The following is a 19,298-nucleotide window of genomic DNA, read 5'->3' on the forward strand; positions in this document are numbered from 1 at the left end:
GACGGAGTCGACGGCCGCGGCGAGGTCACCGAAGATGACGAATTCGTGGGGGATCACTCGGCCTGCTGAGTCCGGACGCGCGAGCGGATCTGAGATGCGCAGGGCGACGTGTCCGTCTTGGCGTCGCCAAGCGGTCGGCGCGTCGCGAAGGCTTGCGAACGCGCGTTCGTAGGCTGGAAGCGGATCGCTGAGTCCTGCATCGAGAAGAAACTGAAAACCCCAGGTCCGGCCCCGAGTGGCCCAGATGAGCGACTCGGGAAGTGCGAAACCGGTACTCACTTCGGGTTCCTGATCACTTTGCTACTGATGCCTTGTTCGAGGTCGCGCTTGAACTGCGTCAGTGTTGCTCTCAGATAATCATGCTGCGCCCGGGCCTGCTCGTTCATTTCCTTGAGCTTCGGTCCCGTCAATTCGACCGCTGCTGCCAGGATCGTCCGCGCTTTGGCCACTCTGCTGGAATTCGGCATCATGGCCAGGAGCTTTTCGATCGGTGCGAATTTTCCGCCGGCTATGCCGACTGCGAGCAGCTCGGCGCCGTCGGCGAGTGAGTCGAGCACCTTGAGGGGGATGTCGAACTTCCCCTGCCATTGCACACGGCGTTCTAGCGGCAGGATCGACGCCACAGGAAGGATGAGATCGAGGCCAATGCGCTGAGTGAGGTCGATGTCGAGCGCTTGCGGGCCGTCCGACTTGAGTTCGAATTTGGCAGACGAGAGCAGCATGAAGTCCTCGCCGATTGACAGAGCCTCAGGAGTGTCGATGAGTTCGGCGACGGTCGATCGAAGGTGTTCGAGATCTTCTGCTGCTGTGAGAATCACTAGATCGCGGAACGTATCGACGTTCCAGTCTGGGAACAGGTCAGCCTTCGACAAGGCCAAGATCCACACTCGAGGGAACTCGATGATGGGGCCGTCTTTGAGTAGGTCGTCCTTCAGTCGCTGAAGGCCGTGACGGAAGTTAAACATAAGCGATTTGAGATACCGCTCTTCTTCGCCGTGATACTCGAGTAATTTCTGCCCGTCTACCAGCAGAATTGCGACATCGGACCGAAGCAGAGAACGGAAGCTGTCGGTACGCCTGTTGTATTCCTCTGAGCTACGGGGTTCCAATTCAAACCAATCGCCTGGGTAGTCGTGCCAAGCGAGTCGGAGGACGTCGAACGGCCTCTTCTTGCCCGCGTCGTTATCTCCGCCTTTGAGTCTGACGGAGAAATAGTAGGTCGTGGACTCGAATCGGGTGGCGATCGGCGCTGCCGCTCGATCTCGCATGCGCAGGTAATTCTTGTAGAGCCGACTCCCCTGGCCGGTGTCGTCAGCTAACAGATCCCAAAGATCATTCTGGTAGGACCCCTCCTGGGTCGGGCCGAAGAACGACGAAACCAGAACAGTCTTGCCTGACCCGCTCTCGCCGAAGACGGCGATGTGCTGTTCTCGAATCCTTGGGTACTTCGCCATGGCAGCACGGTACAACATGTCTCTGTCAGCACAGCTGGCAAAGATTCATGACGACGCCACGGCCGAGCGCCTGCTCACCGTGGCCGCCGACCTCATGGACGCGCAGGGCCAGACGGCGCTGTCGGTGCGTCGGGTCGCCGATGCCGCGCAAACCAGTCATCGCGCGGTCTACGCCCTGTTTGGTTCCATGCACGGACTACTCGACGCCCTGGCCACCTTGGGTTACCGCGACCTCGCCACCCGCGTCGGCGAGCTGGTCCCCACCGACGACCCGGTCGCCGACCTCGTCCGCGCCGGAGTAGTGGGCTTCCGCGGGTTCGCCACCAGCCGGCCCGCGCCGTTCCGCCTCACCTTCGACGAGATCTCTCCTGCTGCGCTGCAACAGAATCGGGTCGTCGAGGCCGCGATCGCCAGCTACGACGCGCTGGCCGATTGGGTCGCCCGGGTTCTCGACGCCGGACTCATCGACCCGTCCCGCACAGATGCCGACTGCATTTTCGCCTTCCACGCCACCTGCCAGGGACTGGCCTGCTCCGAACTCGCCGCGCAACCACCACCCGCGGGACCGGGTTTCTGGCGGGGCGTCGCTCCCCGGGATTTCGACGCCGTCTGACGCGACACGCTCAGATCGGTGGTCGACGGTTCGCTGGGCCGCATTGACTCAGATCAGCTATGGCTCGAGCTGTGCCAGCCTTTCGCCGATATCGTTGATCACACCGCAAGCGTCTGAATGGCCGACACGTCCACGTGCGCTCGTGCCGCCCGCAGGTCGTACTCGGCTTGCAGCTTGGTCCAGTATGAATCTGTTTGTCCGAAAAGCTTCCCCAGTCGCAACGACATCGGCGCCGTGACACGACGGCATCCGTGGACGATCTCGTTGATCGCGCGTGGCGAGACACCGAGCAGATCTGCGAGGCGGCGCTGCGACAGACCGTACTCATCCATCAAGTCCAGCAGGATCTCTCCCGGATGAATGTTCATGTCGTCTCCGTTCACCGCCGGTCCCGCCACGCGATGACCAGAGCACAGCCGCTCCGTTTTCGCGTCGGCAAACGACCTGATCACGGCGTAGTCCCCGACGGGGATACCGTTGCGCAACGGGTGACAATTTGCTTCGGCCGCATCTGCTCGACCGATCACTGACATCAGTGATGCCATCACTTCTATCACTGATCCCGTCACTCATATGAGTGATGCCGTCAGTGATATACACTGATCGATCAGTGACAGGCGTCAGAAGGAGTCGGCGTATGCGACCAGCGGATCTGCAGGACATTGTCGACGCCGTACGGACCGCGGGGACCGATACCGCGACGGTCGAGGTCAAGTCCGGCGGTGGTGGCGTCGGAAAGAGTCTCTGGCCGACGATCAGCGCATTCAGCAACACACACGGTGGGGTTGTGATTCTGGGGCTCGACGAGGCGACCGGGTTCACACCCGCCCCCGGTTTCGATGCGCGAAGAGTTCTGAACCAGATGGCCGATGTGGCGCGACCCCGAAGTGGAAGCGAACCGGCGGGCCCGCTGACCCCCACCCCTGCGATGAGTGTCGATCAGATGGAGGTCGACGGAGCGTCGGTTGTGGTAGCCGAGGTCGAAGAGCTTCCCGCGGCCGAGAAGCCTTGCTTTGTCACCGCGCAGGGCAAAGAACGCGGCACCTACATGCGCGTCGGGGATGGCGATCACAGGCTCGACACTTACTCGGTCTTCCAATTGTCGGTGCTGACTGTCCCCAGCAACGCCGACCGTGAGCCCGTGATGCAGGCACGGATCGACGATCTGGACTCGAGCCTCATCGCCAGAACCGTCGCACGGTTGCGGGCCAGCCGACCCAGGGCACTGGACGGAACCTCCTCGGAACGAGATGTATTGGAGCGGGTGGGAGTTGTCGACCGGGACACGGGGGTACCGACCCTGGGAGGGCTCCTTGCACTCGGGCGTTTCCCCCAACAGTTCTTTCCTCAACTGATGATCAGCTTCGCCTCCTACCCGGGCGGCAGTAAGGACGTGATCGTCGGTGACGAACGAATGGACGACCGCGCGGTCCTCGAGGGATCGATACCGGACATGATCGACGACGCGGTTTCCGTGGTCATGCGCAATCTGCGTGTTCGACGTGTGTCCAAAGGCGCTGGCGCCCAAGATGTCCCAGAGATTCCCATCGATGCGATTCGAGAGGCGATTGCCAACGCAGTCACGCATCGCGACTACAGCGAGCTGGCGCGCGGCGATCAAGTCCGCGTGGAGTTGTATCCGGATCGTCTGGAGGTTCACAGTCCTGGCGGACTGTGGGGCGGTCGTGACGTCGAGTCGATCTTCGATGGCCAATCGCGCTCGCGGAATCAATTGCTGGCGAGGCTGCTGACCGAGGTCCCGTTTGCCGACCGGAATGAGACCGTCGGTGAGAACGCGGGCTCCGGCATTCCGAGAATGCTGGGAGAGATGACGCAAAATGGTTTGCCTGCACCGCGTTTCCAGAGCACACCGGCATCGTTTGTGACAGTGCTCGACAGGTTCGGACTCCTCAACCCGGAAACCCGTGAGTGGCTCGATTCGCTCGGCGGCCGCCAACGCACCACTATCGGCGACAACGCGCTTGCACTGATCCACCACCTGGGATCGGTGACGGTCGACGACCTCAGACGCCAGCTTGCAATAGACACGACGGTGGCGCAGGCGGCATTGACCGATCTCGTCAGCGAAGGAATCGTCCGCAACGAGCGCGGCACGTTCGAATTGACTCCCGAAGCGGAATCGGGAACCGAACTCACCCCGACCCAGCGCAAGATCGTCGATGCACTGTCGCACGGTGGCACCATGACCGTGCATGAGTTGGCCGAGTCCCTCCACACACCCGTGAGCACTCTCAGACCCGCACTTCGAACACTCGTCAGCGCTGGCAAAGTCCACGCCACCGCGCCACCGACGAGCAAGAATCGCGCGTACCGAATCTGAGGATTCACGTTCCCCGCTCGACTCCCAGCGATGTCACTGCCCCGGCGTAGCGTGCCCTCCATCAGTGTTGCCCGGACCGCCTTCAGTCCGGGCAAGGAGCATCAGGGGGACACCGTGCCAGTCGACTATTTCGACGATGACGACGAGCCGGAGCCCTGGCTCGACTTCACCGAGGACCTCGCCGCCCGACTCGGCGACCTCAAGACCGGCGTGTTCGAGTTCATCGAGTTGGAGGTTCCCGAGCGGGGCTGGCACGGGCACCTGCTCACCTACACCGCCACCAGTTCCGGACGGGTGCGGTGCGTCGTCCCCAATAGCGCACTGTCACACCGCAGCCGGGAGGAGTGGACGCCATACCACCAGCAGTTCGTCGCCGCCGGGTGGCGCTATCAGCCCCGAAAACACCAGCACATCCGAGACGTCGGACGCCGCGCTCACCACGAGGTCGCACGGCAAAGCGTCGCTTTCCTTCGTGAGTGGTGGAGTGTGCCGTATCCGTGGTCGCTGACGTTGCGGGACCCGAACGGGTCGGTCCATCCGCTGGAACCTCCAGCCAGAACTGCGCCGACCATTCCCCCGGCGAACCCCAGTCCCCTGCCGGTCCGACCGCGGCGACACCTGACTATCGTGCCCGGTCTGCCCGACGCGGACTGATGGCCACCGGGTCGGGTCCCCTTATCCTCGACCCATGACCGACATCCCGTCCGACGGTGCACGCCCCCGGTTCGACGTGATCCTCGGCGGCCTCCACCCGTCCCAGGCCGGCGTGGAGGCGGTTCCGGAACCACCGCAGCGAGGACATTTCCGGAAGCCACAGCTGCCTGACCCTGCGGTGTTCCGGGTCCGCATCGACCTCGACGACTCGGAGCCGCCGATCTGGCGCACCATCGAGTTGCGATCGGAGATGACGCTGGACCTCGTGCACCGCGCGATCCAGGGTGCGTTCGGCTGGTTGGACTATCACCTCTACCGCTTCGCTCTGGGTGGCGACCCATTCGCTGCGACAAGCGAGCTGTTTCTGTGCGACCACGACTACGTCGAAGGGGACGACGGCGAGCCGGCGGTGTCGGTGTATCTCGACGAGACGATGCACGAGCCCGGCGACATCCTGACCTACGTCTATGACTACGGCGATCACTGGGCCCTGACTCTGCGCCTGGAAGCCGTCTTGCCGCCGCGGCCCGACGCGCCGCTGGCGATCTGCGTCGACGGGGACCGCGCGGCACCGCCCGAGGATTGCGGTCACCTCCTCAGCGCCGAGGAATTGGCGACGGTGCTGCCCGATCCGGCTCATTTCGACATCGAGGCCGCCAACACGACGATGACCGGTCCGGTCACCCAGCTACCGTTGGTCGGCGTACCCAAACGAGTCGTCGATATGCTTCTCCGGCTCCAGCACGATGTCACGTCCGGCGACATCTCGACGCGGGCGGCTCGGCTCTTTGTACCTGCTACATCGATTGCACCAGAACAACTCTCGGTCGACCTCGCACCCCACATCTGGTTCCTGCGGCGTGCCGAGGGCGAGGGCTTCCCGTTGACGGCGGCGGGCTATCTGAAGCCGGTCGACGTCGCCGCCGCGAGCGAGGTCCTCCCGGAGATGCGGGACTGGATTCATCCAAAGGGTCGCGAGATTGACGCGTGGCCCGTGCTGCAGTTTCGAGAGTCGTTGCAGCGGTTGGGCCTACTGCGCAAACTCAAGGGCCGCTTGCTGCTCACCAAAGCCGGAGCCAAGGTGATCGACGACCCAGTCGGCCTGGCCAACCACATCGCCGGCAAGCTTCTCCCCAAGGGCCACGACGATCCGTTCCGCGCCGATGCGGCACTGCTGATCCTGTTCTACGCGGGTACCGCCAATGACAGTGTGCTCCCGACGCAACTCCTCGCGACACTGCTGAACGCACTCGACTACCGTCTCAGCACCGGTGAACCCGTCGACAAGTACGACGTGCAACGCATGAGCGGCAACGCCTACGACGCACTCGAAGCGATGTCGCCGCCGTACCACTGGCCGGACCCGTTGCGCCTCAGTCCGACCGCGGTTGCGGTGGCGCGGGCGGGGTTGACCGGATATCCGATCGAGCGACGCGCCTGATCTCATGACGGCCTGGGTTTCGATCATTGAGTTCCGGGTCCATCAGAGCAGCACAGCCTCACGGCGGATGTCGTCGTCGAGCCGGGCCTGAGGCCGCCGTTCTCGGCGCCCCAGGGACCACCCGAAATGCCAGTCGCGGGACCACCCACCCCATGGGTCCGCAGCCTGCCAGGGATGGCTCCGCGAGCCCCGACTTGGCACGATGGTTTACAGATCCGCACGACGGACATGTGCCGCGATCCGAGAGGTCGGCGCTCGGTGTCGGCGTGCACTCCTACGCGTCGAACTCCTGCCTTGTCGAAGAACCGAATCGTGTGCCCGGAATAGATCCGCAGCAGACCGCGGCCATCTCGGTGCTCATCGTGGCCCCTCGCGGAGAGTGCGAACAAACTGGCGGCGAAAAGTTGTCAGACCTCGGTTCTACTCTCTGAGTCAGTTCGTCAGAGATCGAAATGCACGCCCAGAACCACAGTCCTACGACGCTCGCATCGGCGAGTGAGTCCACGGATACGTGAGCGATGCTGCCCTCGTGCACAGCGGGATTCAGATCATCCGACGACCCGGTCGCCACGACCCACCGCTGACGCATCCACCGATAGTCGATCAGCGCACCACAAGATAGGAGAGGTTCACGATGACTCAGCACAACAACGACATGTCCACCGCGCAGTGGGGCCAGCCGACGCCTCCTCAGGGCAAGAAGGGGTGGAGTCGGCGCAGGACGATCGTCGTCGGCGGTGTGGCCGCCTTCGTCATCCTCGCGGTGTCGGTGCCGCCCTGGGCGGCACCTCGGACACCGAGACCCAGGAGGTGAATGCGTCGCCGACCAGCGTTTCCGCGCCCGCGCCCGTCGGGCAGGCCGTTGCCGAGCAGACCGCCGCCGCGGAGGCACCGGCCGCCGCGACCCAGGCTGCCGACACCACGACCACCGAGGCACCGGCCCCGGTCACCGAGCAGGCGCCGGCGACTCCGAGCCTGACTAGCAGCCAGCGCAATGCCGTGCGCGCGGGCGAGGCCTATCTCGACATGATGGGTATGTCCAAGCAGGGGCTGATCCGTCAGCTCAGTTCCGATGCCGGAGATGGGTTCTCGGTGAAGGACGCCACTGTCGCGGTCAACCACATCGAGCAGCAGGGTGATGTGGATTGGAATGCGGAAGCTGTCGAGGCCGGTCAGGCGTACCTGGACATGATGGGGATGTCGCGCTCCGGGCTGATCCAGCAGCTGACGTCGGATGCCGGCGACCAGTTCACGCTCGAGCAGGCGACGTACGCTGCCGACCAGCTGGGTGTGTGAACAATCTGACCGAGTGTCGCCCGAAACTGGCTCTGTAGCAGTCACTTAGCGACGAACGCTGACCCAACACCCCGGTGTGCGATGAACACCAGAGGGCAAACGAAGGAGAACCCGCATGGCCAAGGACGGCTGGGAGTTCTGGCGCCTCACCCGAGTTGGGGGCACCACCGTGGACTGGCTCGCGGCGACCAGGCCGGAGGCTCGGGCGTTGGCCGATCAACGCAAGGTGTGGACGCTCATCCCGAATCGTTCGACCTTCCTGGCGAACTGGTTCGTGACCGAAGATCACCATCGCGCATCCGATTTCGTGTGGACACACGAGAACATCGACATCGTCGAGGCACGGCAGGTCGCCGTGGAGGTGCCGAATGTGTCGGCCGACGATCTGAAACGCATGATGAGCCCGACAGCGGAGCTCACGCTCGAGCAGATCGACCGCTACCCCGTCGAGAAGCTGCTCGGCAAGCGTGTGGCGACCATCTTGAGTGATCGGCGGGTGCAGTCGGACTGAGACACATCGCGCCGACGTTCCAATCGCATCTACGCGATCGCTTTCTGATGTGCGGATGGATCCCTAGACAAGTCTCATATTTGTCACTTAGACAGAGTATTTCGTCTATCCCATCCCGGCCGGCCACAGACAACATCGGCGGATCGAGGCTGAGCAAAACCGGGGTCAGAGGTCTGTGCTCGTCGAACTGCTAACCCGCGCCGGCAACTCCGCCACAAACGACTCCAGGGCCTGACATGACCACCACACCGCAACCTCTCGGCACGTTGATGATTGACGCGTCCATGACGGGGGATCGTGATGAGGCGATCACCGTCATTGCCACCACTCCGGGTGGGATGAGGCCGTGGAGGTGGCCAACGTCGCCGACCTTATCTCGATCGGGTCGCCGAACGCCCCTCGCCCACCGAGAGAGCCCGTTTTGGCCCGACGTGGACTTTGTTACCGCACACCGTCACATGCAGTTGTCGAATAGTGTGTTAGATTCGCGTCATCGGAGCGACCGCCGACATGGTGGTCGTCGAAGTTGGGGGGATCATTGAATATGAGCAAGAAGAGAGTTGTCGCCGTTGGTGCGGGGGTCGTGCTGTCCGCGGCAGCAACCAGTGCGTTCGCGCCTGTCGCCGAGGCACTCTCGGTGACTCCCGCCCCCGGTGGCGGGTATGTGCACGTGACCTCAGACGAAGCTGCGGTGCTGCACCACGCCCGTGTCGGGGAGGCTGTCGACGCGGTGACCCGATGGCAGCGGGGTACCAACGGCCTTACGTTCGGGGACACGATAAATCGCGCCTCGCATGTCGCGGTCGTGCATCAGGGTTCGACTCTTATCGTCGGTGCCGAACGTCTCGGCACCCCGGACGCAGCGTGGCGGGTCGTCGTACATCGCTGACCTCAGCACCCCTTTCTCGAAACACTCTGGCACTCTTACCAGTTCGGTCACCCGGTGTCGTGGTCGACGGCAAGTTTTCTCCCAATGCGAATGGAACCACTCATGAACATGTGCCTCATCGAACTACTGGGGACCTGGCTGTGGAATACGTAGCCTGACCCTTCGAAATGCAGCGATCCTGCCCGCTCCGCAACTGGAGGAGTCGGCAGGGAGACCAGACGCGATGGCAAGAATCGCGAGCAGTTGCATCATTGGATCGCGAAACCGATAAACATAACGCTTCTTGGGTTGGGGGACAGTAAGTGAAAGCACTACAACAGAACTCGCCGTCGCGGACCGCGACGGCGACTGGACGTGAGCCGGGTGCACCGACCGCGGGGGGCCGCACGGGGCGGCGGCGACGGTCACCGGCCTTGGTGGCCGTCGTCACGGCGGTATGTGTGATGGCATGCGCGGTGACCGGATTGTTCGCAGGGGGCGGTGTCGCAACCGCGACGGCTCACCCGACCCGCGACGGACACACCATCTATCTCGACGCCTACTCCATTCGGGCCACCCCGATCGGTTCGGTCGACGCGCTTTCGCGGGAAGCGATGCTGTCGGCTGATGTACACGCCGCCATCCGCGGTATCACCGTCGGCGAGTCGGTCCGGGCCACCCTCGAGGTCGGCTATCAGATCGGCTACCCGGTCTCGGTCGCCCCGACCGGGGTGCAGGTCACCGCCCACACACCCGAGTTGACACTCAACGCCGGGGTCAACGCCAAGATCAACCCGAACGTGCAGATCTCTGGGTCCGGCGGCGGCGGGTCCGTCGGGGAGCTAGGCGCTCAGGCGGGTGCCGAGGCCACCGTCATCCCGGCCGCCGACCTGGTCTTCCAGGTCGGCGCAGGGAGGGTCCAGACCGTCACCCTGGCCGAGATCTCCATGACCGCACCGACCTCTGACATCGTGCTCTCCGGCATCCAGCTGTCGATGTCCAACGCATTCGGCCCGGTTCAGGTACGCCCGTACGCGAAGATCTCCGTGGCCACCGACACCGGCATCTACGTCTACACCGAATACGGCGTGCAGAGGAACATCTGACCGCAGCCTCGGTCTTTGCCCGGGTGGTGTCTGCAAACCGCAGACACCACCCGTCCCGAGCACTCCCGCCACGATCGAAGGCTGACCTCCTCCTATGGGACATCACACTGCTACGCCCGCCACCTTCTCCCGTGCCACCAAAGCCGGACTCCTGGCTCTCGCATGCCTCGTTGCAGTAACCGCGATGGCACTCACTGCCATCGCCGTGCCCGCAGTCCACGCCGAAACCCCAGCCGAACGGTGCACACGCGAAACCAACGCCTACAACCAGACGTGGAAACAGGCATGGGTTCTCGCTCATCCGGGAACCACCATCGACGACGCGCCGGCACCCAATCCGCCCTACATCTGCCACAGCGGCGATGACGGGGGTAGTGCTCCGACGATCACCGCGCCCAGCACCACCGAGACGCCGACGAACAGCGCCACCGCCACCAGTGAGGCTCCCCCCACCGGCGTCGAAACAACCTCTAACGGGCCAGATCTCGAACCGCCAGCCTCCACCAGTAGCCCCGCCGACAACGTGGACGCCGGGCAACCCACGATCGGCAGTGCGGAGACCAGTGACGAGATCCGCAAACTCACCGACATTTCGGTGCGGAACTTCAACATCGCGATCGACACGCTGCGCCGACAGCTGATCCGCCTCGCGACACAGAACGGCGAGACCTACCAGCAGACACTGGACGGGTCATGGTCGAATGCGGTGCGAGCCGTCCGCTACGTCAGCGGTCCGACGATCGGATCGGGATCTGGCGACGTCGATTCCAACGAATGCGGCCAGCCGGCAAACGCGGAGGTCGGCCAGGCTCGCCAGCCCGGTGACTTCTTCTACTCCGACTCGTGTACCGGCGGCGGGACCGCGACCCGAGGCCACACGCTCAACCACGGTCACAATGGTCTGTTCACAACAAACAGGGCGACAGTCGAGGCGAGTAACGACAAAGGTGTCCACGCCGTTCCAGAGGCATACCAGTCGCTGCGGTTGAATCCTCGGAAGTACGCGGTGAACGACGCGAGCAGCGGAGAGCGGTCGAACGCGGTGGCCTATGGCCTCAGCAAGGTCGGTTTGGGCTACAGCTACAACTACGTCGGAAACCGACAGGGCGGTCCGGGGGTGGGGTCGTTCAATTGCTCGCAGCTCGTCTGGGCGGCCTACTATGAGCCGACCCACGAGACCGATCACGTCATTGACGTCGACGCCGACGAGGACACATGGCACGGCCGCGTCGGAAACAACGCGGTCTATCCGAAGGACCTGATCCAGTCCAAACATGTCACGTCCTACTGACCAACACACGGAGGTGCGTGTGCCCGCCAAGAACGGGTTGGGTGGCAGCAGAAGGGTATTCACAGTTCTGCTGCTGCTCGCGGTATTGCTGTCGGGGGCATGCTCGGCGCTTGAGGAGCCAGCTCCTGTGCTCTCCGGGGTCGGCGACGAACTGGATCGACTGCCCGCCGATGCGTTCGCAGCGATCCTCGTCGCGCAACCGAATCCGGAGTACCGCAATGGCAGTGCCGCGGACAACTCATGGCTGGTCGTCGTCGACTCCGAGTTCGAACCCCTGGGATACATTCATCGGGCCGGCCTCTTTCGTGCAGCAATCGAAAAGACCGCATTGGGACTGGTATTCGCCGATCGGCAGGGTGTTTACGCGGTGGATTCTGAGTCGGTCGATACGACTTCGCTCGACGGGAAGGCGCACGGAGGGCCGACGGCGCGTTCGGTGGACGGCTCCGCTGTGCTGTGGACGGATTCCGGCGTCCAGGGTGATGGCGACGATAGACACTTCGGCTCGGTCGGCGTCTTCCAGGATTCGCAGGGGACGCTTTCCCGGATCGAGATTCCCGGTCGTGTGCTGTCCACGGGATTCTGTGGTGGCACGGCCTATACCGCGGCCGGCGAGTTCACGACAGACATCGCCGACGGCAACTTCACTCTCTACTCCAACAGCGCAGGGACGCCGCAACCGCAGGCAGTGGCCCACTGGACCGGACCGACCTTCGGAGACTCCAACTTTTGGCCGGTCAGCTGCGGAACCGATGGTGCCGCAGCGATTCTCTTCGACTACCCGACGGGCGCGGCGGAGGGTTCGGTCCGAGAGATGTACTTCTGGCAGGAGCAACGGGGGGAACTGACCCATACCGATCTCGATCCGAACATCAACTTACCGTCACCTGCGACGTCGTCAGGCTCGAGTTGGAGCGAGCCCGGAGGGAACGTCGGCTTCGTGACGAGGGAGGGCAGTGTGGTGAGTGCCGATGTCCGTCAACTGGACTCGGGCGTCACCTCCGAGCCGTTACTCGTGCTGCCCGCCGGGGAGAGCGTGCTGGCGGCGGATACTTCGGTGCCGAGCCGAGCGCTGCTTGCCGTGGGAGGCTCCGGGACCACGTCTCTTGTGCAGCTGGACATTGCGTCCCGTCGTGAGGTATCTCGGTCCACTCCCGGGTGGCTCACCGACCTCCTGGACGGGCCCTACTCCGTCACGGACGTTCAGCTCCTGTCTACTGGCTAGCGGGACGCGGGGCGTCGCAAGGTCGCGACATGGTCGGGATCCGGATCGGCGAGGGCGACGAGCTCTAGGGGGCGCGCTCAGCCATCGCCGCGCCCCAGGCGTGAGCGCGCAAACCTCGCCAACCTGACCCTCATCGCGCGCTCGCCCCGCGGCCGCAACAGATCCGTACCTCCACCGGCGCTGAGCGAGCCGCAGCCGAGGCGTATGCGCGTGAGGCCACCGAACGCACCTGGGACTGGTGGCTACGGGTCGTGGGCATCCCTGTGCTGGTAGCCCAACCCGGCGGGAGTCGGTTCGACTTCCACCTGCCCGCCAACCAGGCCGACCAGGCCAGCCTCCGGAGGTGCACTACCAGGTCTACGTGGCCGGTGATGTGTCGACCTCCGCTGACGTCGGTGGACAGACGCGCAGTCCGGCTTCGGGGTCGGTCAGGTTCTACGCTTGCGGCAGCTGGCAGAAGGCTGAGCGCGCGAGCCCAACCACCCTGCGCGCCTTGCATTCTGACATGCTAATCACGTCTTCCGTGGCCGCATGGCGCCGCGCGTCCCCGCCTACGGTGCGCTCGCCGGCGCGTTGACACTCCTGCGTCCCGAAGCCGAACTGCTCGGCGTCGCAGTGCTGCTGGTGGAGACCATCCAGGCCTCGCCCGTGGTGCGCAGCGACCTCATCTACACCGGCACCCTGCTCGAGCAAATCAGTTCGTCGCTCTACACGATCAGCCATCAGTGCCACCGCATCTGGTGGATTCGGTCCTCGCTGGAGAAGCCCGAATCGACCTCCGATGTCGGGCGCGCGTTGCAGGCGGCGATCGATCAGCGCGTGCAGCGGGTGGAGCAGAACTGGCGTGAATTGCTGGGCAACGTCGCCCAGCTCGCCGAACTGGCCGTCGACTTCGATCAGTACGCAAAGGTGTTGCGCGATCACGCCCGGCACCACCGCTTGATGGCCGACGGCTACGACATGCCGATCCCGTCGGCGCCCGACCCGCAGTGGCAGTACTTGCAGGAGGTGCACGCCAACTTGTCGGCGCAGGTGGGCTTCCTCAACGACACGGCGGTTCGGGTGAGTGCGATGGATCTGGGCTGAGTGCTGCTCGCGGTATGCCCATTTCACCTTCGCCCCCACCAGAGCGACGGCGATGCGCTACCCAGATGCCGGCGCGTCCGTCGTGTCCGCGGCGCCGAGGGCGACATGTACACCGTCAGTCCTGCACGGCTGCCCGCAGATACGCCTCTCGAAAGAGGTTCCAGAACTGCTCACCATCGATCGCACTGTCGTAGCCGTAAACCTCCGAGTAGAACTGCACGACGGAGTCCGAACCTGGCAACTCCGCGTAACCGATCAGGCTCTGCTGCTTGGTCGCCACCTGCTCGGGATCGGTAGGTACCGTCTCCACTGTGCTGTGGACCGCGAATGTTGCAGAAGCTGGGAAATCCGTAGGCGGTTCCACGGTCTCCGAAACCATCGTGATGCGGCCCTCGCCGGGCACCGTTGCGGTGTGGTCCCCACAGCGCGAGAACAAGTCTTCGACATCCATCAACGACTGACCACCACGAATGATGAAGTCGCCGAATGAGGGTGCCGATGGTGCACGCTTCTCCGCATAGATTCCTACGCGCTGTGAAGCGGCAGTTGCATCAGCCTGTTGTCGGTAGAGGTCTGCGCACTCGGCCGGATCGTATTCACGGCTGGTGACCATCTGCATCTGGGTGTCACTCAGCTCCTGAGACGAGTTTCCCGGGTAGATGTCATATCCGTCGGGCAGATCGGAACTCTGGAGCAACCGCTGGTCGGTAGCCGCAGTGGACGCACTCGTGCCGGAGGGAGCGACCGTCGTATCCCCGGAACTGCACGCGGCCACAAGAACCAGCACGGCGGCAATACACATGGCCAGAGTCACGTGTTTGTGGCGAGCTTGTTCTTTCGATGTCATTGCCTGCTCCCTGGGTCCGGAACCGGCACACCGCGTTGAGCAAGCCATGCAACCTCGTCGTGGTCGACAGGAGCCCAGGTCGGCGCGTTGTCGAATGGCAGTTGGACGCTGTCGACGCCGGCGACACGGACGTCAGATTTCTCCAACTGGTAGTCGTACTCGACGGTCATGTAGGTGATGCCGTTCTGCTCGATCGAACCGACGCTGGCAGGTTGGGCGCCGACGACTCTCAGCTGAGTCTGTTCCCTTCGTCGGCGCCGAAACACACCTCACCCCTTCCGGTTGGATACCTGATTGACCCCAGAATGTTCCCCAGCAGCTGCAACTTTCGCCCTGTGTCGTTCAGACACTGCCACCTTTCCGCTCCGCACTTCCGGCCGCGACTCGGCCGACCTACATTTGCCGCATCTCTACTGATCGAACCAGAAATGCGCCATGCCGATGAATTCGCGCTCCGCGAGATCGTGCCGTTGTCCCATCGCCAAGGGCAGATCCATCTCAACAAGAGGAGTTTCAATGGCCCGCGAGACGTTGGGTTCCGCAGTTGCGGTGCGCAGAGCAGTCGCTGTACTCGTAGGGATATGCCTCGCCACCGGCGGCGGTGTATCCGTGGAAGCGGGTGCCGGTCAGGTCCCGCATTCCGGTCGGACCAGTTCCACCGATGGCGCCACCGCCAAGAAGATGCAGCCGCGCAACGATGCGCCGAAGTCCCGGTCAGGTTCGCCAGGTCCAGGCGCGTCATCGCCGCATGCCGGCTCCGGCGCCCCACCCGGGCCAAAGACGAGCAGGCCACGCGCACGAGCAGCCGAGCCCGATCGCAGTCCCCACAAGGCCACTCCTGGGACCGCGGATCGCGACACCACCTCGTCAGGGGACTCGCGTGATCGCGGCAGAACGAAGAAGAAGCGCCGCGAGGACAAGGCAGCCAACGGGCACCAACAGCGGCGCTCCCAACTCTTCGGAAGATCCGCCCCGCGAGGGGAGACTGACAAGGCAGATCACAATCGGATGCGGGGTTCTGCCAGGGACGATGCCGATGGCGCGCCCAACACCGGTTACCGTCACGTGCGGCCGCCGCACCCAGTTCCCGGGCCCCGGCCCGGAGGCGGAGTCGACGGGCCTGGTCGCGGTGACAATCTCGGTCCGCATCCGGGACCGCCGCCCGAAGACCCTGAGTACACCGCCGAGTGCGAGAGCGAGCCGGGCAAGTGCGTGATCACCAGCGATGATCCCCGCCACCCTACCGAGATTCACATTCCGGCCGAGGACTGCGGCCCGCACTATTGTGACGGCGAGACCTGGCTCACACCGGACCGAATTCCCCGCAAAGATGCCCCGCGGTCGTAGGCGGGGCCGGTCCGGCCTGCGCCGATGAGCCGGAGCGCTGGCGCCAGGTTGGTGGCCAGGATCGGTGTCGCGCAGCAACCTGCCCATCGAGCATCTGGCGGACGCCCGTATGATGTTGGTATAGAGCTATTTTCGACACCAGAGGCGGGAGACGGCTGCCTGCTGCCCCGCGCTACCGGCACCTGTTCGGATCGCCAGAAGTTGGTGCGCAACGACCACCGCAACCCCACCGCCGCTGCGACGAGGGCGATCACGAGGAATCTGACCGCTTCTCCAGGACCGCGCAGTCGGCGATCTGGGCTTCGGCACCGGCGAGGCGTTCGTCGAGCGCGTCGGAATCGTCGCCGGTGCGCATCGCTTGGAGCGAGAACTACCTGCTACCCAGCAGGGGAACAAACCGCGGGGCCCGCGCATCAGATCCCCTGTAGGGGCCAGGATCGCTCGCCGTGTTCGCGCATGAGAACGGTTGCGGCCACGCGAACCAGTGCAGGATGCCCACCCGAGGAGAACGATGACCCGCAAGTCACCCCCGGTGTTCACACCTCATCACGACCCCGATCGCATACTGAAGCGGATCGTCGTGGGGTTCGCCGTCGGGGTGACCTGCTGGTTCGGCACGATCATCGTCAGTCCCCTACTGGCCGTTGTCACGGCCAGTCTGATTGTGGGCGGACTGGTGGGCCTGCTGGCTGCGCGGGCCGGAGCAGGTGCCGCATTGGCCATCTTCATCGGCGCCTCCGCAGCGGCCGGCGCTCTACGGCTACTGCTGTTCCTGCTCGCGTGGTTGATGCTCGCCTGATTCCGAAACAGGTTGCGGCGATGGTAACTACGCGACGTGCGTGTGCGGTCGGCGGTGTTCCGGGGTCAGGTCAGCTCCTGCAGGCCCGCACCACGGAGATCCGCAGTCCCGGCCGCCCGGCCGGAGAGGACCAGCATCAACGACTCGGCCGGCCCTTCGACCACAGGGCCGTCGCCGCCGGTCCAGTCGAGGTCGGTGGCCACCCAGCGCACCGTCGTCGGCGTGGTGCCGAAGATGTTCTTGCCCGCGTTGTCGACCAGGAAGTCGAGTACCTCCCGGACACGATCGGGATCGAAGTCAGCGGCGATGCCGAGCGGCCGGCGGATGTCGAGGCCGTGCACGAGGGTGTCGGTGAGCGGTGCGAGCGGTCCCCGCCCGGGCGGGGTGAAGCGTTTGTCAGCCTTGTCGCGCAGCGTCTTCGGCAGATCGGAGTAGCTCCCCGCAACCTTCGCGGTCATCGCGATGTTGGCGCGATCGAAGTTGCCGCGGGCGCGCAGCATCGCCAGCCCGAACGCGGGGATCGACACCACCAGCGGCACCACCAGATGGGCCACCACGTCGCGGCAGGTCCAGCCGTCACACAGCGAGGGGGTGGCCCACTGGTCGTCGGTGAAGGTGCTCGCCAGGTCGGCCAGGCGACGGCGCTCATCGGTGATGGCGGTGAAGATCTCGTCGTCGTTCACGGGGGCACCGTCGCTTTCGTGTCGATGTCGGTGACTCAATGGTCACACGGTGGTGAATCCTGACACGTGGTCACGACAACTCCGCCTTTGCTCCGCGGCGTGCGTGTCATAGCGTCTCGGGGGATTGCCGTTCGTGCGGTAGAAACTCTGGCGCCACCTCCGCAATTTCCGCCATCGCACGTTGAACCTCGGCGTGCAGTTCCACGCCCTCGGCGAGCCAACTGTCGGGATCGGCAAGCGGCTCGTCGGGGTGTCGAGAACCCCAATGCTCGTTCCACGCCTCCAGTTTGGCAGCCAAGCCGCGACTCAGGCCGAGGCGACGAGGATCGGCTGGATAGTTGTCGGTGAACGACTCCCACAGTGGGCCCGCTCCTCCCCATTCGGGAAACATGCGGATGACCCGCAAACCATCCGGCAAGACAACCGGTTTCGAGCTTCGCGACCTGGCCGCCAGAAACCGCAACTGCATATCGCGACGAGCTTGCCGCTCGGCGAACGTTCTTGGCGCGATGCGGTAGTCGTAGCCGGAGAGCCACGTCATGTCGGTACCTCGTGATCCCTCGTGGATCAAGGCCAGCGACCACAGCTTGTCACTGTCGGTGTAGTAGTAGCCAGCGTCCGCGATCAGTCGGGTGACGTCACGACACCAATGATCGAACGCCTCCACGTGGTAGATGCCGGCTTCGTAGGAGAACACGAACAAACGGAACAGCGGCTCAGCACCAATCCACTCCTCGCGTTCCACATCAACCGGCCCACCATCCATTCGGCCATCCTATGCGGTGGCACGAGATGGACCGGGCCGTCACTCCCGCCCGAGCGTCTTCGCCAGCGGCGCAAGCGCATCCAGGTAGATCGACGCCAGCATCTCCGATTCGTCGGCGGTATTGCGCATCCGGCCGGCCTCGGTGGCGTCCCATTGGGCGTCGACCTCGTTCTCGAAGTCGTCGATGGCGCTGACCCGGTCCAGCCAGTCCCGCTTGTCCTGGCGCTGCTGGATGGCGGCCACGATCTGCTGGTACTCGCCCAGCGCGCCGAGCCGTTCGACGAGTCCGTCGAGCCGCCGCGACAGCAGCTGCGCCTTGGCGGCGTAGGTGGTGACGACGTCGTGGTCGGCAGCCAGGTTGGTGGGCGGATCGCCCAGGAGCGAGATCTGGTCGCGGACGTTGGCGGCCGAGGTCGCCAGCGCGGTCACCTCGGCGGCGAGGTCGACGCGGACGCCGTGCCTGTCGAAGAAGTCGAGCTTCCAGGCGGGGTAGTCGCTCACGCGGTCGGCGACCAGGCCGGCGGTGGCGGCGATCTGTCCGATCGATTCGTTGCGGAGGCGGTCGGGTTCGACGATGTCGGGGTCCCACCGGTGTGCCGCGAGTTGCCGGTACTGCTCGGACTCGGCCGGTTCTGCCTGTTCCTGGATGGCGCGGCATCGCGCCCAGCGGCGGGCGCTGGCGGCGCGGAGGTCGTCGGCCAGTTGCGCGAGCGGCTGGTTTGGGGTGTCGAGCTGCGGGTCGGAGTCGGCGGGGAGCGACTGCTGGGTGGACGATCCGACCCGTCGGACCCGGTCAGCGATCCCTGTGCCCAGCGACCGGGCACCGTCGACCAGCCAAGACCCGACCACCACCAGGGCAACCGCGATCGCCGCCACCACGACGACAATCACGAGGAGCCTGATCACCCCTCCAGTACAGCACGATCAGCGGGGTCGCCGGTGGGCTCGGGGCGCTGACCTCGGCAGATGA

The 19,298-nt window shown here is 64.5% G+C and carries 19 protein-coding genes; 12 read left to right on the plus strand and 7 right to left on the minus strand.

All coding sequences use genetic code 11. From position 1 onward, the window contains the following. Window positions 1-275 precede the first annotated feature (275 nt). On the minus strand, window positions 276-1,454 hold the full coding sequence (locus NWF22_RS09420) for a TRAFAC clade GTPase domain-containing protein (RefSeq protein ID WP_160904540.1): 1,179 nt from the start codon (window positions 1,452-1,454) through the stop codon (window positions 276-278). 16 nt (window positions 1,455-1,470) lie between these two features. Between NWF22_RS09420 and NWF22_RS09425 the strand changes: the two genes are divergently transcribed. Further along, a complete protein-coding gene (locus tag NWF22_RS09425) occupies window positions 1,471-2,067 on the plus strand; it encodes a TetR/AcrR family transcriptional regulator (RefSeq protein ID WP_160904541.1) in 597 nt (198 codons plus the stop codon). A 98-nt stretch (window positions 2,068-2,165) separates the two neighbouring features. On the opposite strand, the gene NWF22_RS09430 is transcribed toward NWF22_RS09425, so the two are convergent. Then, complete coding sequence (locus NWF22_RS09430; RefSeq protein ID WP_160904542.1) at window positions 2,166-2,435, minus strand: HigA family addiction module antitoxin; 270 nt, start codon at window positions 2,433-2,435, stop codon at window positions 2,166-2,168. Window positions 2,436-2,704: 269 nt separating this feature from the next. Between NWF22_RS09430 and NWF22_RS09435 the strand changes: the two genes are divergently transcribed. The 6 genes from NWF22_RS09435 (at window position 2,705) to NWF22_RS09460 (ending at window position 8,310) form a co-directional block, all read left to right on the plus strand. Continuing rightward, window positions 2,705-4,408: an ATP-binding protein gene (locus NWF22_RS09435; RefSeq protein ID WP_160904561.1), complete on the plus strand. Its 1,704-nt coding sequence runs from the start codon at window positions 2,705-2,707 to the stop codon at window positions 4,406-4,408. A 30-nt stretch (window positions 4,409-4,438) separates the two neighbouring features. Further along, window positions 4,439-5,062, plus strand: a complete 624-nt coding sequence (locus tag NWF22_RS09440; protein WP_160904543.1) for a TY-Chap domain-containing protein — start codon at window positions 4,439-4,441, stop codon at window positions 5,060-5,062. A gap of 34 nt (window positions 5,063-5,096) precedes the next feature. Then, on the plus strand, window positions 5,097-6,503 hold the full coding sequence (locus tag NWF22_RS09445; protein WP_160904544.1) for a plasmid pRiA4b ORF-3 family protein: 1,407 nt from the start codon (window positions 5,097-5,099) through the stop codon (window positions 6,501-6,503). A 634-nt stretch (window positions 6,504-7,137) separates the two neighbouring features. After that, window positions 7,138-7,317 carry a hypothetical protein gene (locus NWF22_RS09450; protein ID WP_160904545.1) on the plus strand — a complete coding sequence of 60 codons (180 nt, stop codon included), beginning with the start codon at window positions 7,138-7,140 and terminating at the stop codon, window positions 7,315-7,317. Then, window positions 7,314-7,799, plus strand: a complete 486-nt coding sequence (locus NWF22_RS09455) for an Ltp family lipoprotein (RefSeq protein WP_202399119.1) — start codon at window positions 7,314-7,316, stop codon at window positions 7,797-7,799. The genes NWF22_RS09450 and NWF22_RS09455 overlap by 4 nt, the downstream gene beginning before the upstream one ends. A gap of 115 nt (window positions 7,800-7,914) precedes the next feature. Further along, window positions 7,915-8,310, plus strand: a complete 396-nt coding sequence (locus NWF22_RS09460) for a hypothetical protein (protein ID WP_160904546.1) — start codon at window positions 7,915-7,917, stop codon at window positions 8,308-8,310. 676 nt (window positions 8,311-8,986) lie between these two features. Here the strand turns inward: NWF22_RS09460 and NWF22_RS09465 are convergent. Next, the gene (locus NWF22_RS09465) at window positions 8,987-9,193 is read right to left on the minus strand and encodes a hypothetical protein (RefSeq protein ID WP_258321370.1); all 207 of its coding nucleotides are present in this window, start codon (window positions 9,191-9,193) and stop codon (window positions 8,987-8,989) included. A gap of 461 nt (window positions 9,194-9,654) precedes the next feature. Between NWF22_RS09465 and NWF22_RS09470 the strand changes: the two genes are divergently transcribed. The 4 genes from NWF22_RS09470 (at window position 9,655) to NWF22_RS09485 (ending at window position 13,886) form a co-directional block, all read left to right on the plus strand. Further along, on the plus strand, window positions 9,655-10,284 hold the full coding sequence (locus tag NWF22_RS09470) for an MspA family porin (RefSeq protein ID WP_258321371.1): 630 nt from the start codon (window positions 9,655-9,657) through the stop codon (window positions 10,282-10,284). A gap of 184 nt (window positions 10,285-10,468) precedes the next feature. Further along, a complete protein-coding gene (locus NWF22_RS09475; protein WP_160904548.1) occupies window positions 10,469-11,575 on the plus strand; it encodes a hypothetical protein in 1,107 nt (368 codons plus the stop codon). A gap of 19 nt (window positions 11,576-11,594) precedes the next feature. After that, window positions 11,595-12,800, plus strand: coding sequence for a hypothetical protein (locus NWF22_RS09480; protein ID WP_160904549.1), 1,206 nt, complete (start codon window positions 11,595-11,597; stop codon window positions 12,798-12,800). 531 nt (window positions 12,801-13,331) lie between these two features. Then, the gene (locus NWF22_RS09485) at window positions 13,332-13,886 is read left to right on the plus strand and encodes a hypothetical protein (protein WP_160904550.1); all 555 of its coding nucleotides are present in this window, start codon (window positions 13,332-13,334) and stop codon (window positions 13,884-13,886) included. 115 nt (window positions 13,887-14,001) lie between these two features. Here the strand turns inward: NWF22_RS09485 and NWF22_RS09490 are convergent, their stop codons facing one another. After that, a complete protein-coding gene (locus NWF22_RS09490) occupies window positions 14,002-14,733 on the minus strand; it encodes a hypothetical protein (RefSeq protein ID WP_160904551.1) in 732 nt (243 codons plus the stop codon). A 1,858-nt stretch (window positions 14,734-16,591) separates the two neighbouring features. Here NWF22_RS09490 and NWF22_RS09495 point away from each other — a divergent pair. Then, complete coding sequence (locus NWF22_RS09495; protein WP_160904552.1) at window positions 16,592-16,879, plus strand: hypothetical protein; 288 nt, start codon at window positions 16,592-16,594, stop codon at window positions 16,877-16,879. Window positions 16,880-16,944: 65 nt separating this feature from the next. Here NWF22_RS09495 and NWF22_RS09500 read toward each other — a convergent pair whose 3' ends face one another. The 3 genes from NWF22_RS09500 to NWF22_RS09510 form a co-directional block, all read right to left on the minus strand. Then, window positions 16,945-17,562: a maleylpyruvate isomerase family mycothiol-dependent enzyme gene (locus tag NWF22_RS09500; protein WP_160904553.1), complete on the minus strand. Its 618-nt coding sequence runs from the start codon at window positions 17,560-17,562 to the stop codon at window positions 16,945-16,947. Window positions 17,563-17,668: 106 nt separating this feature from the next. Continuing rightward, entirely contained in the window at window positions 17,669-18,328 is a 660-nt protein-coding gene (locus NWF22_RS09505) for a hypothetical protein (protein WP_160904554.1), read from the minus strand. 39 nt (window positions 18,329-18,367) lie between these two features. Next, complete coding sequence (locus tag NWF22_RS09510) at window positions 18,368-19,234, minus strand: hypothetical protein (protein WP_160904555.1); 867 nt, start codon at window positions 19,232-19,234, stop codon at window positions 18,368-18,370. Window positions 19,235-19,298 lie beyond the last annotated feature (64 nt).

Source organism: Gordonia mangrovi (assembly GCF_024734075.1).
Lineage (GTDB): Bacteria > Actinomycetota > Actinomycetes > Mycobacteriales > Mycobacteriaceae > Gordonia > Gordonia mangrovi.

Coding starts and splice junctions, on each gene's coding strand:
- NWF22_RS09420 (WP_160904540.1), bottom strand. CDS start 1,454: ATGGCGAAGTACCCAAGGATTCGAGAACAGCACATCGCCGTCTTCGGC.
- NWF22_RS09425 (WP_160904541.1), top strand. CDS start 1,471: ATGTCTCTGTCAGCACAGCTGGCAAAGATTCATGACGACGCCACGGCC.
- NWF22_RS09430 (WP_160904542.1), bottom strand. CDS start 2,435: ATGAACATTCATCCGGGAGAGATCCTGCTGGACTTGATGGATGAGTAC.
- NWF22_RS09435 (WP_160904561.1), top strand. CDS start 2,705: ATGCGACCAGCGGATCTGCAGGACATTGTCGACGCCGTACGGACCGCG.
- NWF22_RS09440 (WP_160904543.1), top strand. CDS start 4,439: ATGTCACTGCCCCGGCGTAGCGTGCCCTCCATCAGTGTTGCCCGGACC.
- NWF22_RS09445 (WP_160904544.1), top strand. CDS start 5,097: ATGACCGACATCCCGTCCGACGGTGCACGCCCCCGGTTCGACGTGATC.
- NWF22_RS09450 (WP_160904545.1), top strand. CDS start 7,138: ATGACTCAGCACAACAACGACATGTCCACCGCGCAGTGGGGCCAGCCG.
- NWF22_RS09460 (WP_160904546.1), top strand. CDS start 7,915: ATGGCCAAGGACGGCTGGGAGTTCTGGCGCCTCACCCGAGTTGGGGGC.
- NWF22_RS09465 (WP_258321370.1), bottom strand. CDS start 9,193: ATGTACGACGACCCGCCACGCTGCGTCCGGGGTGCCGAGACGTTCGGC.
- NWF22_RS09475 (WP_160904548.1), top strand. CDS start 10,469: ATGGCACTCACTGCCATCGCCGTGCCCGCAGTCCACGCCGAAACCCCA.
- NWF22_RS09485 (WP_160904550.1), top strand. CDS start 13,332: ATGGCGCCGCGCGTCCCCGCCTACGGTGCGCTCGCCGGCGCGTTGACA.
- NWF22_RS09490 (WP_160904551.1), bottom strand. CDS start 14,733: ATGACATCGAAAGAACAAGCTCGCCACAAACACGTGACTCTGGCCATG.
- NWF22_RS09495 (WP_160904552.1), top strand. CDS start 16,592: ATGACCCGCAAGTCACCCCCGGTGTTCACACCTCATCACGACCCCGAT.
- NWF22_RS09505 (WP_160904554.1), bottom strand. CDS start 18,328: ATGGATGGTGGGCCGGTTGATGTGGAACGCGAGGAGTGGATTGGTGCT.